At 61.6% G+C, this 13,099-nt stretch carries 9 protein-coding genes; 8 read left to right on the top strand and 1 reads right to left on the bottom strand.

All coding sequences use genetic code 11. The features are described 5' to 3' along the window. The first annotated feature begins 26 nt into the window (after window positions 1–26). Window positions 27–1,466 carry a catalase gene (locus OO258_RS19005; RefSeq protein ID WP_266032060.1) on the top strand — a complete coding sequence of 480 codons (1,440 nt, stop codon included), beginning with the start codon at window positions 27–29 and terminating at the stop codon, window positions 1,464–1,466. 163 nt (window positions 1,467–1,629) lie between these two features. Beyond that, window positions 1,630–2,094, top strand: a complete 465-nt coding sequence (bfr, locus tag OO258_RS19000) for a bacterioferritin (RefSeq protein ID WP_003255449.1) — start codon at window positions 1,630–1,632, stop codon at window positions 2,092–2,094. Between the two features lie 73 nt (window positions 2,095–2,167). Here bfr and uvrA read toward each other — a convergent pair whose 3' ends face one another. Further along, window positions 2,168–5,002 (bottom strand): excinuclease ABC subunit UvrA, encoded by a 2,835-nt coding sequence (gene uvrA / locus OO258_RS18995; RefSeq protein ID WP_266032059.1) that lies wholly within the window; start codon window positions 5,000–5,002, stop codon window positions 2,168–2,170. A 129-nt stretch (window positions 5,003–5,131) separates the two neighbouring features. Here uvrA and OO258_RS18990 point away from each other — a divergent pair, with 129 nt between their 5' ends. From OO258_RS18990 to fdhE, 6 genes are all read left to right on the top strand, one after another. Continuing rightward, the gene (locus OO258_RS18990; RefSeq protein WP_266032058.1) at window positions 5,132–6,526 is read left to right on the top strand and encodes an MFS transporter; all 1,395 of its coding nucleotides are present in this window, start codon (window positions 5,132–5,134) and stop codon (window positions 6,524–6,526) included. Window positions 6,527–6,535: 9 nt separating this feature from the next. Beyond that, window positions 6,536–7,084 (top strand): single-stranded DNA-binding protein, encoded by a 549-nt coding sequence (locus OO258_RS18985; RefSeq protein ID WP_266032057.1) that lies wholly within the window; start codon window positions 6,536–6,538, stop codon window positions 7,082–7,084. 367 nt (window positions 7,085–7,451) lie between these two features. Continuing rightward, the gene (gene fdnG, locus OO258_RS18980) at window positions 7,452–10,520 is read left to right on the top strand and encodes a formate dehydrogenase-N subunit alpha (protein WP_266032056.1); all 3,069 of its coding nucleotides are present in this window, start codon (window positions 7,452–7,454) and stop codon (window positions 10,518–10,520) included. Beyond that, window positions 10,520–11,470 carry a formate dehydrogenase subunit beta gene (fdxH, locus tag OO258_RS18975; protein ID WP_266032055.1) on the top strand — a complete coding sequence of 317 codons (951 nt, stop codon included), beginning with the start codon at window positions 10,520–10,522 and terminating at the stop codon, window positions 11,468–11,470. Before fdnG ends, fdxH begins: the two co-directional genes overlap by 1 nt. After that, complete coding sequence (locus tag OO258_RS18970; protein WP_110745252.1) at window positions 11,467–12,123, top strand: formate dehydrogenase subunit gamma; 657 nt, start codon at window positions 11,467–11,469, stop codon at window positions 12,121–12,123. Before fdxH ends, OO258_RS18970 begins: the two co-directional genes overlap by 4 nt. Window positions 12,124–12,127: 4 nt before the next feature. Then, the gene (fdhE, locus tag OO258_RS18965) at window positions 12,128–13,048 is read left to right on the top strand and encodes a formate dehydrogenase accessory protein FdhE (protein WP_266032054.1); all 921 of its coding nucleotides are present in this window, start codon (window positions 12,128–12,130) and stop codon (window positions 13,046–13,048) included. The last annotated feature ends 51 nt before the right edge of the window (window positions 13,049–13,099 follow it).

The following is a 13,099-nucleotide window of genomic DNA, read 5'->3' as shown; positions in this document are numbered from 1 at the left end:
CGTTTCAAGACCGATAAGGAGAGCCCATGAGCAAGATTCTCACCACCGCTAGCGGTGCCCCTGTAGCCGACAACCAGAATTCCCGCTCCGCCGGCCCACGAGGCCCGCTGCTGCTCGACGATTTTCACCTGATCGAGAAGCTCGCTCATTTCAACCGTGAGAACATTCCTGAGCGCCGCGTTCACGCCAAAGGTTCAGGGGCCTATGGCTCATTTACCGTTACCCGCGACATTACTGCCTACTCCAGCGCCAAGTTGTTCGAGAAGATTGGCAAGCAAACCGAGACTTTCCTGCGGTTCTCCACGGTCGGTGGTGAACGTGGTTCCGCAGATACCGAGCGTGACCCGCGTGGCTTTGCTGTTAAGTTCTATACCGAGGAAGGCAACTGGGACATCGTGGGCAACAACACGCCGGTATTCTTCATTCGCGACCCGTTGAAGTTCCCCGACTTTATCCACACCCAGAAGCGTCATCCGCAGTCCAACTTGAAGAACGCCCAGATGATGTGGGACTTCTGGTCGCATTCGCCCGAGGCGCTGCATCAGGTCACCATCCTCTTCTCTGACCGCGGCATCCCGGACGGGTATCGCCATATGCACGGCTTCGGCAGCCACACCTACAGCCTGATTAATGCCAAGGGCGAGCGGACCTGGGTGAAATGGCACTTCAAGACTCAGCAAGGCATCAAGAACCTTGCTCCGGCAGACGCCGCACGGCTGGCAGGTACCGACCCGGACTACGCCCAGCGTGACCTGTTCGAGGCGATCGAACGTGGCGAATTCCCGCGCTGGACCGTTTGCATCCAGGTCATGAGCGAAGCCGAGGCTGCCAATCGCACCGAGAACCCCTTCGATGTCACCAAGACCTGGTCGCAGAAGGACTATCCGCTGATTGAGGTGGGTGTGCTGGAGCTCAACCGTAACCCGCTCAACTACTTCGCTGAGGTCGAGCAGGCAGCGTTTGGGCCGAGCAATATGGTGCCAGGGGTGGGGCTTTCGCCGGACCGGATGCTGCAGGGGCGTGTATTCGCGTATGCCGATGCACACCGCTATCGTGTGGGCACCAATCACCAACAGCTGCCGGTGAATGCGCCGCGCTGCCCAGTCAACAGCTATCAACGCGACGGCTCCATGGCCGCCGGACATTATGGCAGCGCGCCCAACTACGAGCCTAACAGCTACGCCAATGCGCCGAAGCAGTCGCCACGGCACGCCGAACCGGCACTGGCGCTCAATGGTGCGGCAGACCGTCATGACCACCGCGAGGATACCGATTACTACAGCCACGCTGGCGCGCTGTTCCGCCTGATGAATGACGAGCAGAAGGCCCTGCTGATCAGCAACATCGCCGGTACCATGGTGGGTGTCAGCGAGGATGTCATCCAGCGCCAGTTGCAGTACTTCTTCAAGGCCGACCCGAGCTACGGCGAAGGGATTGCCAAGGCTTTGGGTATCAATCTTCGCTAAGTCGAAGTGAGAAGTAGAACCGCCCTCATTTGGGCGGTTTTTCAATGAATATCACTACTGTTTAACCGTTTTTTTGCCTCTGATTGCGCGTTTTTCAGTGACCGTAGGCAAAAGCTGGTTCACACTATGTGGCATAGATGTTTTCACATGGAGAATCAGGGCGATGCAAGGCCACCCGGACGTAATCAACTATCTCGTCACGCTGCTGAAGGGCGAACTGGCGGCACGCGACCAGTACTTCATTCATTCGCGCATGTACGAAGACTGGGGCCTTTCCAAGCTCTACGAGCGCATCAACCACGAAATGGAAGAAGAGACGCAGCACGCTGATGCCCTGATGCGTCGCATCCTCATGCTTGAGGGTACCCCAGACATGCGTGCGGACGACCTGGAGGTCGGCAGCACCGTGCCGGAAATGATCGAGGCTGACCTCAAGCTTGAGTACAAAGTGCGCGGCGCATTGTGCAAGGGCATCGAGCTGTGCGAGCTGCACAAGGATTACGTCAGCCGTGACATCCTGCGTGCGCAGCTGGCCGATACCGAAGAAGATCACACCTACTGGCTGGAGAAGCAGCAGGGCCTGATCAAGGCCATTGGCCTGGAAAACTACCTGCAATCGCAAATGTAAGTTATCCACAAGCCCATGAAAAAGCCCCTGGCACACTCGGTACCAGGGGCTTTTTTCATGGTGGCCGCAGTGCTCAGGCCCGATCCCGCTCCAGCAGCGGTTTCAGGTAATGACCGGTGTAGGACTGCTTCATCTCGCTCAGTTCTTCCGGCGTACCGCAGGCAATGATCTGCCCACCCTTGGAGCCGCCTTCCGGCCCCAGGTCCACCAGCCAGTCGGCGGTCTTGATCACATCCAGGTTGTGCTCGATCACCACCACGGTGTTGCCGTGGTCGCGCAGGCGATGCAGTACGTCCAGCAATTGCTGGATATCGGCAAAGTGCAGGCCCGTAGTCGGCTCATCAAGAATGTACAGGGTCTTGCCGGTGTCGCGCTTGGACAATTCGCGTGAAAGTTTGACGCGTTGCGCTTCACCGCCGGAGAGCGTCGTTGCCGATTGCCCCAGCTTGATGTACGAGAGACCAACATCCATCAATGTTTGCAGCTTGCGCGCCAGCGCCGGCACCGCATCGAAGAACTCGCGTGCATCCTCGATAGTCATTTCCAGCACTTCGTGGATGTTCTTGCCCTTGTATTTGATCTCAAGGGTCTCGCGGTTGTACCGCTTGCTCTTGCATACGTCACACGGCACGTAGATGTCCGGCAGGAAATGCATTTCCACCTTGATCAGGCCATCGCCCTGGCAGGCTTCGCAGCGGCCACCCTTGACGTTGAACGAGAAGCGCCCCGGGCCATAACCGCGCGAGCGCGACTCTGGTACCCCGGAGAACAGCTCACGGATCGGGGTGAAGATACCGGTGTAGGTCGCCGGGTTAGAGCGCGGCGTGCGACCGATCGGGCTCTGGTCGATGTCCACCACCTTGTCCAGGTGTTGCAGGCCGTCCATGCTGGCATGCGGCGCTGCTTCCAGGCTGCTTGCACCATTGAGGGCAGTTGCCGCCAACGGGAACAGCGTGTTGTTGATCAGGGTCGACTTGCCTGAGCCGGACACGCCGGTTACGCAGGTCAACAAGCCGATCGGCACTTCCAGGTCGACGTTCTGCAAGTTGTTGCCACGTGCGCCTTTGAGCTTGAGCTGCAGCTTCTTGTTGCGCGGCGTGCGCTTGGCCGGCACGACGATCTTCTTGCGCCCGGACAAGTACTTGCCAGTCAGCGAGTCCGGGTGGTCCATAACCTCCTGGGGCGAGCCCTCGGCAACGATCTGCCCGCCATGCACACCGGCGCCAGGGCCGATATCCACCACGTAGTCAGCCAGCCGGATGGCATCTTCGTCGTGCTCCACCACGATCACCGTGTTACCCAGATCGCGCAGGTGATTGAGGGTGGCCAGCAGGCGGTCGTTGTCGCGCTGATGAAGACCGATGGACGGTTCATCGAGGATGTACATCACGCCCACCAGGCCCGCGCCTATCTGGCTGGCCAGGCGGATACGCTGGGCTTCACCACCCGACAAGGTATCGGCACTGCGATCCAGGGTCAGGTAGTCGAGGCCGACGTTGACCAGGAATTGCAGGCGCTCGCAGATTTCCTTCAGGATCTTCGCCGCGATCTCGCCACGGCGCCCGGTCAGGGTCAGTTCACCGAAATAGTTGCTGGCTTCACCGATCGGCAGGTTGGTCACGGCAGGAAGGGTCTTTTCTCCTACCCAGACGTGACGTGCTTCACGGCGCAGACGGGTACCACGGCAATCCGGGCAGGGTTGCGTGCCAAGGAACTTGGCCAGCTCCTCACGCACGGTAGCCGATTCGGTCTCGCGGTAGCGGCGCTCCAGGTTTGGCACGATGCCTTCGAACGGGTGCGATCGCTTGACGATATCGCCACGGTCGTTGAGGTATTTGAAATCGACACTCTGCTTGCCACTGCCCTGCAGGATCACCTTCTGGTGCTCGGCCGACAGCTCGCCGAACGGCTCATCCAGGCTGAAGCCATAATGCGCAGCCAGCGAGCCGAGCATCTGGAAGTAATACACGTTGCGGCGGTCCCAGCCGCGGATCGCACCTTCGGCCAGGGTGAGTTCGGTGTTGACCAGGCGCTTGGTGTCGAAGAACTGCTTCACTCCCAGGCCATCGCAGGTCGGGCATGCGCCAGCCGGGTTGTTGAAGGAAAACAGCTTTGGCTCAAGCTCGCTGATTGCATGGCCGCACACCGGGCAGGCGAAGCGCGCGGAGAAGATCGTTTCTTCGCCTTCTTCATCGTCCATCGGCGCCACCAAGGCGATACCGTCCGCCAGCTTCAGCGCGGTCTCGAACGATTCGGCCAGGCGCTGCTGCAGGTCAGCGCGGACCTTGAAGCGGTCCACCACCACATCGATGCTGTGCTTTTTCTGCTTGTCCAGCTTGGGCAGTTCATCAAGCTCGTAGAGCTTGCCGTTGACCCGAGCGCGCACGAAGCCCTGGGCGCGCAGCTCGTCGAACACCGCCAGGTGCTCACCCTTGCGCTCACGCACCACCGGTGCCAACAGCATCAGTTTGCTGCCTTCCGGGCGCTCCAGCACCAGGTCGACCATCTGGCTGATCGTTTGCGCTTCGAGTGGGATATCGTGGTCCGGGCAGCGTGGGGTGCCTACCCGGGCGTACAGCAGGCGCAGGTAGTCGTAGATTTCGGTGATGGTGCCGACCGTGGAGCGCGGGTTGTGCGAGGTCGACTTCTGTTCGATGGAGATGGCCGGCGACAGGCCTTCGATAGTGTCGACGTCGGGCTTTTCCATCATCGACAGGAACTGCCGGGCATAGGCCGACAGCGATTCTACGTAGCGGCGCTGGCCTTCGGCGTACAGGGTGTCGAACGCCAGGGACGATTTGCCGGAACCGGACAGGCCGGTGATCACGATCAGCTTGTCCCGGGGCAGGGTCAGGTCGATGTTCTTCAGGTTGTGGGTGCGTGCCCCACGAATCAGGATCTTGTCCACTACGGCCTCGCTTGGCGGGCATAAACAAGGAAGTATACGGCGCCCTGCCAGTACGCGGCAAAGCGTCGCGTAGATGCCGTCAAGCTGTCGGACTGATAGAATCGCCGCCGGTTCACACGAGGTTACTCCATGCACGACACCCACAACGAGCGCATGAGCAGCGGCGAAACCCGCGCTGCTGGCGGCCTGGCCCTGGTCTTTGCCTTTCGTATGCTGGGCATGTTCATGGTCTTGCCGGTACTGGCCACCTACGGCATGGACCTGGCCGGTGCCACGCCTGCGCTGATTGGCCTGGCGATTGGTGCCTATGGCCTGACCCAGGCGGTATTGCAGATACCGTTCGGGATGATTTCCGACCGCATCGGCCGCCGCCCGGTCATTTACCTGGGGCTTGTGATCTTTGCCTTGGGCAGTGTGCTGGCGGCCCAGGCCGACTCCATCTGGGGCGTGATCGCCGGGCGTATCCTGCAGGGCGCCGGGGCGATTTCTGCTGCGGTCATGGCCCTGCTGTCCGACCTCACCCGTGAGCAGCACCGGACCAAGGCCATGGCCATGATCGGCATGAGCATCGGTTTGTCGTTCGCCGTGGCCATGGTCGTTGGGCCATTGCTGACAAGCGCCTTTGGTTTGTCAGGATTGTTCCTGGCCACTGCCGGGCTTGCTCTGGTCGGCATCCTGCTGGTCGCTTTTGTCGTGCCCAACACGCACAGCATTTTGCAGCACCGCGAGTCGGGTGTGGCACGCCAGGCCATCGGCCCGACCCTGCGCCACCCGGACCTTCTGCGCCTGGACGTGGGCATCTTCATCCTGCATGCCATCCTCATGGCCAGCTTCGTCGCGCTGCCACTGGCTTTCGTCGAGCGCGGCGGGCTGCCCAAGGAGGAGCACTGGTGGGTATACCTGACCGCGCTGTTCATCTCATTTTTTGCAATGGTCCCGTTCATCATCTACGGCGAAAAAAAGCGCAAGATGAAACGTGTGTTGGCGGGCGCAGTCAGTGTCCTGCTGCTGACAGAGATATACTTCTGGGAGTGGGCTGACGGTTTGCGCGGACTGGTGATTGGCACCGTGGTATTCTTTACCGCATTCAACCTGCTGGAGGCGTCGCTGCCTTCGCTGGTCAGCAAGGTGTCGCCTGCCGGTGGCAAGGGGACTGCAATGGGGGTGTACTCCACCAGCCAGTTCCTTGGCGCGGCGCTGGGCGGGATCCTTGGTGGCTGGTTGTTCCAGCACGGTGGGCTGGACACGGTGTTCCTCGGTTGCGCGGTGCTGTGTGCCATCTGGCTGATCGTTGCCTTGCGCATGAACGAGCCGCCGTATGTGACCAGCCTGCGCATGCCGCTGACGCCAGAGGCAGTCCGGGAAGCCGGCCTGACCGACCGCCTGATGGCCGTGCCGGGTGTAACCGACGCCGTGGTGGTGGCAGAAGAAGCCGCCATCTATATAAAACTGGATACGAAAATTTTGGACCGCGCGACCCTCGAGCGACTGGTGAATCCAGCCTCTTCGGCGTGCGAAGCCTAGGAGAACGTTATGGCCCGTGGGGTTAACAAAGTCATTCTGGTCGGCACCTGTGGCCAGGATCCCGAAGTCCGCTACCTGCCCAACGGTAACGCCGTGACCAACCTGAGCCTGGCCACCAGCGAGCAGTGGACTGACAAGCAGTCGGGCCAGAAGGTCGAGCGTACCGAGTGGCACCGTGTGTCGCTGTTCGGCAAGGTTGCCGAAATCGCCGGCGAGTACCTGCGCAAAGGTTCGCAGTGCTACATCGAAGGCAAGCTGCAGACCCGCGAGTGGGAAAAAGACGGCATCAAGCGCTACACCACCGAGATCATCGTCGACATCAACGGCACCATGCAGCTGCTCGGCGGTCGTCCGCAGGGGCAGCAGCAGGGCGGCGACCCGTACAACCAGGGTGGCGGCAACTATGGTGGCGGCCAGCAGCAACAGTACAACCAGGCACCGCCACGCCAGCAGGCCCAGCGCCCGCAACAGGCGCAGCAGCAGCGCCCGGCGCCGCAGCAGCCAGCACCTCAGCCGGCGGCTGACTTCGACAGCTTCGATGACGATATTCCGTTCTGATCAGAGCGGTAAGGCGTCTAGCTGAATCAGAAACCCAAGGCACTAGTCTTGGGTTTTTTTATGGCCGGTGGAACCCTAAAGATTGTGAGGGCCACCAGGTGCTAGCCATAACTGATCCAGCGCCTATGAAATCGAGGGCCGCCCGCGTGGTGCTCGATCTCACAAGCGCCATAGAACCTGAGGTAGGCACCCGGCAGCGCCAACGCCTCCAGACACAATCAATTCCTCGCACCCCTGACCCATGTCATCGCACCTTCTCGATTCTTGACTAGTCTTACCTACTGGCAGCCTTCAATTGGCGGCCACCGTGACTACCAAGAGGCGCCGGCCATGTTCCGTGCGTCCACTACCTGATCAGGAGTGCACGATGGACCTGAACCGTCGGCAGTTCTTCAAGGTCGCCGCCGTCGGCCTTGGAGGCTCGAGCCTTGCGGCGTTGGGCATGGCCCCAACGCCGGCATTCGCCGAGCAGGTGCGCCACTTCAAGCTGGCGCATACCAAAGAGACCCGTAACACCTGCCCTTACTGCTCGGTCGGCTGCGGCCTGATCCTGTACAGCCAAGGCGATGCGGGCAAAAACGTCAAACAGAACATCATTCATATCGAAGGGGACGCCGACCACCCGGTCAACCGCGGTACCCTTTGCCCGAAAGGCGCCGGCCTGCTGGACTTTATCCACAGCCCGAGCCGCCTGCAGTACCCGGAAGTACGCAAGCCGGGCAGCAAGGAGTGGGTGCGGGTCGGCTGGGACGAAGCGCTCGACCGTGTCGCCGACCTGATGAAGAAGGACCGCGACGCCAACTTCATCGAGAAGAATGCCCAGGGGCAAACGGTGAACCGCTGGCTCACCACCGGTTTCCTCGCTGCTTCCGCCGCCTCTAGCGAGGCTGGCTACCTGACCCACAAGGTCGTCCGCGCAACAGGCATGCTGGGGTTCGATAACCAGGCTCGTGTCTGACATGGCCCGACGGTGGCAAGTCTTGCCCCGACGTACGGCCGTGGCGCCATGACCAACCACTGGTCCGATATCGCCAACGCGAATCTGGTCCTGGTGATGGGTGGCAACGCAGCAGAAGCGCATCCGTGCGGCTTCAAGTGGGTGACCGAGGCCAAAGCGCATAACAAGGCGCGGCTGATCGTGGTCGATCCGCGGTTTACCCGTACCGCTTCGGTGGCGGACTACTACGCGCCGATCCGTACTGGCACCGATATCGCCTTCATGGGCGGGCTGATCAACTACCTGATCAGCAACGACAAGATCCAGCACGAATACGTGCGCAATTACACAGATGTGTCGTTCATCGTCAAAGAAAACTATGGCTTCGAGGATGGGCTGTTCAGCGGCTACGACGAGGCCAAGCGCGTGTATGCCGACAAGTCGGGCTGGGGTTACGAGCTGGGTGAGGACGGCTTTGCCAAGGTCGACCCGACCCTGCAGCACCCACGCTGCGTGTTCCAGCTGATGAAGCAGCACTACAGCCGCTACACCCCGGAACTGGCCAGCATGACCTGTGGCATGCCGCAGGACGCCATGATGAAGGTCTGGGAAGAGATCGCCACCTGCTCGGTACCGGGCAAGACCATGACGATTCTCTACGCGCTGGGTTGGACACAGCACTCGATCGGTGCACAGATCATCCGCAGTGCGGCCATGGTCCAGTTGCTGCTGGGCAACGTCGGTATGCCGGGCGGCGGGGTGAACGCCTTGCGTGGGCACTCCAACATCCAAGGCCTGACCGACCTCGGCCTGCTGTCCAACTCGCTGCCGGGCTATCTGACGCTGGCTGGCGATGCCGAGCAGGACTACGCCGCCTATATCGACAAGCGTGCTTCCAAGCCACTGCGCCCGGGGCAGCTTTCTTACTGGCAGAACTACGGCAAGTTCCACGTCAGCCTGATGAAAGCCTGGTACGGCGCCAACGCCACGGCAGAAAACAACTGGGGCTACGATTGGCTGCCCAAGCTTGATGTGCCGGCATACGACGTGCTGCGCATGTTCGAGATGATGAGTCAGGGTAAGGTCAACGGCTACATGTGCCAAGGCTTCAATCCGATCGCTGCGCTGCCGGACAAGAACCGCGTCACGGCCGCGCTTGCCAAGCTCAAGTGGCTGGTGGTGATGGACCCGCTGGCCACCGAAACCTCGGAGTTCTGGCGCAATGCCGGGCCGTTCAACGATGTCGACACGGCCAACATCCAGACCGAAGTAATTCGCCTGCCCACCACCTGCTTTGCCGAGGAAGACGGTTCGCTCGTCAACAGCAGCCGCTGGCTGCAGTGGCACTGGAAGGGGGCCGACGGCCCGGGCGAGACCCGTACCGATGTGCAGATCATGAGCGAGTTGTTCCTGCGCCTGCGCCAACGCTACCAGGCCGAGGGCGGTGCGTACCCTGACGCAATCATGAACATCAGCTGGCCGTACAAGATTCCAGACGAGCCATCCCCGGAGGAACTGGCCAAGGAAATGAACGGTTGGGCGGTCACCGACCTGACCGACGCCACGGGCGCCATGCTCAAGGCCGGCCAGCAGCTATCCGGCTTCGGCCAACTGAAGGACGACGGCAGTACCGCGTCTGGTTGCTGGATCTTCGCCGGCTGCTGGACCGAGCAGGGCAACCAGATGGCCCGCCGCGACAACAGCGACCCGTACGGCATGCATCAGGTGCAGAACTGGGCCTGGGCATGGCCGGCCAACCGCCGCATCCTCTACAACCGCGCTTCCAGCGACCCGCAGGGCAAGCCATGGGACCCGGAGAAGAAGCGCCTGGTGTGGTGGAACGGCAAAGCCTGGACCGGTACCGACGTGCCCGACTTCAAGGTCGACTCGCCACCCGAGGCGGGGATGAACCCGTTCATCATGAACCCTGAAGGGGTGGCGCGCTTCTTCGCCATCGACAAGATGGCCGAAGGCCCGTTCCCCGAGCACTACGAGCCGTTCGAAACGCCGATTGGCATCAACCCGCTGCACCCGCAGAACAAGAAGGTGATCAGCAATCCGGCGGGGCGTATCTTCGACTCGGTGTGGGAAACCCTTGGCAAGCACGACGAGTTCCCGTACGCGGCGACCACGTACCGGCTGACCGAGCACTTCCACTTCTGGAGCAAGCATTGTCGGCTCAACGCCATCGCTCAGCCTGAGCAGTTCGTCGAGATTGGCGAGGTGCTGGCCAACGAAAAAGGCATCAAGGCTGGCGACCGGGTGCGGGTGTCGAGCAAGCGTGGGCATATCGATGCCGTGGCAGTGGTGACCAAACGTATACGGCCGCTGCAGGTCAACAACCAAACCGTGCACCAGATCGGCATCCCGCTGCACTGGGGCTTCACCGGTGCCACCCGGCATGGCTACCTGACCAACACCCTGGTGCCATTCCTCGGTGACGGCAATACGCAGACGCCAGAGTCCAAGTCCTTCCTCGTCAAAGTGGAGAAACTCTGATGGCCAGCCAAGACATCATCGCCCGCTCGGCCACCACCACCGTACCGCCCTCGGTACGCCAGCAGGAGGAAGTTGCCAAGCTGATCGACACCACCAAGTGCATTGGCTGCAAGGCCTGCCAGGTGGCGTGTTCGGAGTGGAACGAACTGCGTGACGAGGTCGGCCACAACCACGGCACCTACGACAACCCCCAGGACCTCACCGCCGAGACCTGGACCTTGATGCGTTTTACCGAGCACGAGCGCGACGACGGCAACCTGGAATGGTTGATTCGCAAGGACGGCTGCATGCACTGCGCCGAGCCCGGGTGCCTGAAAGCCTGCCCAAGCCCGGGGGCGATCATCAAGCACGCCAATGGCATCGTCGACTTCAATCAGGACCACTGCATCGGTTGTGGTTACTGCATCACTGGCTGCCCGTTCAATATCCCGCGCATCTCGCAGAAGGACCACAAAGCGTACAAGTGCACTCTGTGTTCCGACCGCGTGACCGTGGGCCTGGAGCCCGCCTGCGTGAAGACCTGCCCGACGGGGGCAATCGTGTTCGGCAGCAAGGACGAGATGAAAGTGCATGCGGCCGAGCGCATCGTCGACCTCAAGTCGCGCGGCTACGACAATGCCGGGCTGTATGACCCGGACGGCGTCGGGGGCACCCATGTGATGTACGTGTTGCACCATGCCGACACGCCGAAGCTGTACGCCGGCCTGCCGGACCAGCCGGTGATCAGCCCGCTGGTGGGGTTGTGGAAAGGTATTACCAAGCCGCTGGCGCTGTTGGCGATGGGCGCAGCAGTACTGGCGGGGTTCTTCCACTATGTGCGAATCGGGCCACAGCGTGTGGAGGAGGATGAGCACCCGGCCACGCCAGACCCAAGCGTGCATCAGGTAGACCCAGCGGTGCATGTCTATGATCCGACCAAGCCCGGTGGGCAAGGGGAGCAGCGGCCATGAACGACAACAAACCGATCCTGCGCTACAACGCCAATGAGCGCAGTAACCACTGGGTGGTGGCGATCCTGTTCATTCTCGCCGGGCTGTCTGGGCTGGCGCTGTTCCACCCGGCGCTGTTCTGGCTCAGCAACCTGTTCGGCGGCGGGCCGTGGACACGCATCCTGCACCCTTTCATCGGGGTGGCGATGTTCGTGTTCTTCCTCGGCCTGGTGCTGCGCTTCTGGCGGGCCAACTTCATCACCGCCAATGACCGCCTGTGGCTGCGCCGGGTGGACCGGGTGATGCGCAATGAGGAGGAGGGTGTACCTCCAGTCGGCAAATACAATGCTGGGCAGAAGCTGCTGTTCTGGACGCTGCTGGTGTGCATGCTGGTGCTGCTGGTGAGTGGCGTGGTGATCTGGCGCGCGTATTTCAGCCATTGGTTCGGCATCGAAGTCATTCGCCTGTCGGCGTTGTTGCACGCACTGGCGGCGTTCGTGCTGATCCTCAGCATCATCGTGCACATCTACGCCGGTATCTGGATCAAAGGCTCGATCGGCGCCATGCTGCACGGCTGGGTCAGCCGTGCCTGGGCCCGCAAGCACCATGAGTTGTGGTACCGCGAAGTGACCGGCGACAAGACGCCGGGCAATCACGGACGAAAAGAAGGATGAGCGCTTGAGCACGATACTCGAACCCGGGCAGATTGAAGCGTCGGCGGTGATGCCGCCGTTTCTCCACCTGCCTCCTGCCAACCTGTTCGATCTGCGCGCTGCGCGCCTGGAGCAACTGGCACACGGCAATGCCCTTGGCGACTACCTGCAGTTGATCGCGCGGCTTTGCCGGATTCAGCAGCAGCTTGTGGATAACCCTCCTGGCGACCTACCTGTAGCCGAGGAGCGCCAGCGCCTGTGCATAAGTCATGGTTTGCCGCCGCTGGCGGCTGACAGCCTGGTTCGTGAGGGGCCGTGGCTGGTCTGGTTGCAGGCCCTTCTCGAGCAGTTGCGTGGTGAAACTACTGGCCCGCTGGGCGAGGCTTTGCACGTGCTGCGCAGCAGTGATGAAAATCAGCGCAAGGGGTGGGGCGTTGCCTTGCTCGCAGGCCAGTACGATGCGGTGCCGGCGGCGCTGGTGCCGTTCCTTGGCGCCGCGCTGCAGGCTGCATGGTCCAGCTGGCTGCTGGCGCTGCCCACACCCGAGCTCAAGCCAGCAAGTAGCCTGGCTCAGTGCCCGGCTTGTGGTTCGCCGGCGATGGCCGGCGTGGTGCGCAACCGCGGCAAGCACAATGGCCTGCGTTACCTGGCCTGTTCGTTATGTGCCTGTGAGTGGCATGTGGTGCGGGTCAAGTGCGTGTACTGCGATTCAAGCAAGGATTTGCGTTACACCAGTCTTGAAGATGACCGCCATGCGCCGGGCAAGGCGCCGCTGCGCGCCGAGTGCTGCCCAGGGTGCGAGAGCTACCTGAAGCAGAATTACCTGGAGAACGATGCGCTGGCCGAACCGCTGGCCGACGACCTGGCCAGCCTGGCGCTGGACATGCGCCTGGACGAGGAGGGCTTCCACCGCCTGGCACCCAACCTGATGCTTGCGCCTGGGTAGTGGGTGAGTGTCTACACTGAAGTACCGAGTCGCCTTTTCGCGGGTAAACCC

The sequence above is a fragment of the Pseudomonas sp. DCB_BI genome (genome assembly GCF_026240995.1).
In the GTDB taxonomy this organism is placed as follows: domain Bacteria; phylum Pseudomonadota; class Gammaproteobacteria; order Pseudomonadales; family Pseudomonadaceae; genus Aquipseudomonas.
This window is presented reverse-complemented; position numbering and strand designations above follow the sequence as displayed.

Coding starts and splice junctions, on each gene's coding strand:
- bfr (WP_003255449.1), top strand. CDS start 1,630: ATGCAAGGCCACCCGGACGTAATCAACTATCTCGTCACGCTGCTGAAG.
- OO258_RS19005 (WP_266032060.1), top strand. CDS start 27: ATGAGCAAGATTCTCACCACCGCTAGCGGTGCCCCTGTAGCCGACAAC.
- fdxH (WP_266032055.1), top strand. CDS start 10,520: ATGGCCAGCCAAGACATCATCGCCCGCTCGGCCACCACCACCGTACCG.
- OO258_RS18990 (WP_266032058.1), top strand. CDS start 5,132: ATGCACGACACCCACAACGAGCGCATGAGCAGCGGCGAAACCCGCGCT.
- OO258_RS18970 (WP_110745252.1), top strand. CDS start 11,467: ATGAACGACAACAAACCGATCCTGCGCTACAACGCCAATGAGCGCAGT.
- OO258_RS18985 (WP_266032057.1), top strand. CDS start 6,536: ATGGCCCGTGGGGTTAACAAAGTCATTCTGGTCGGCACCTGTGGCCAG.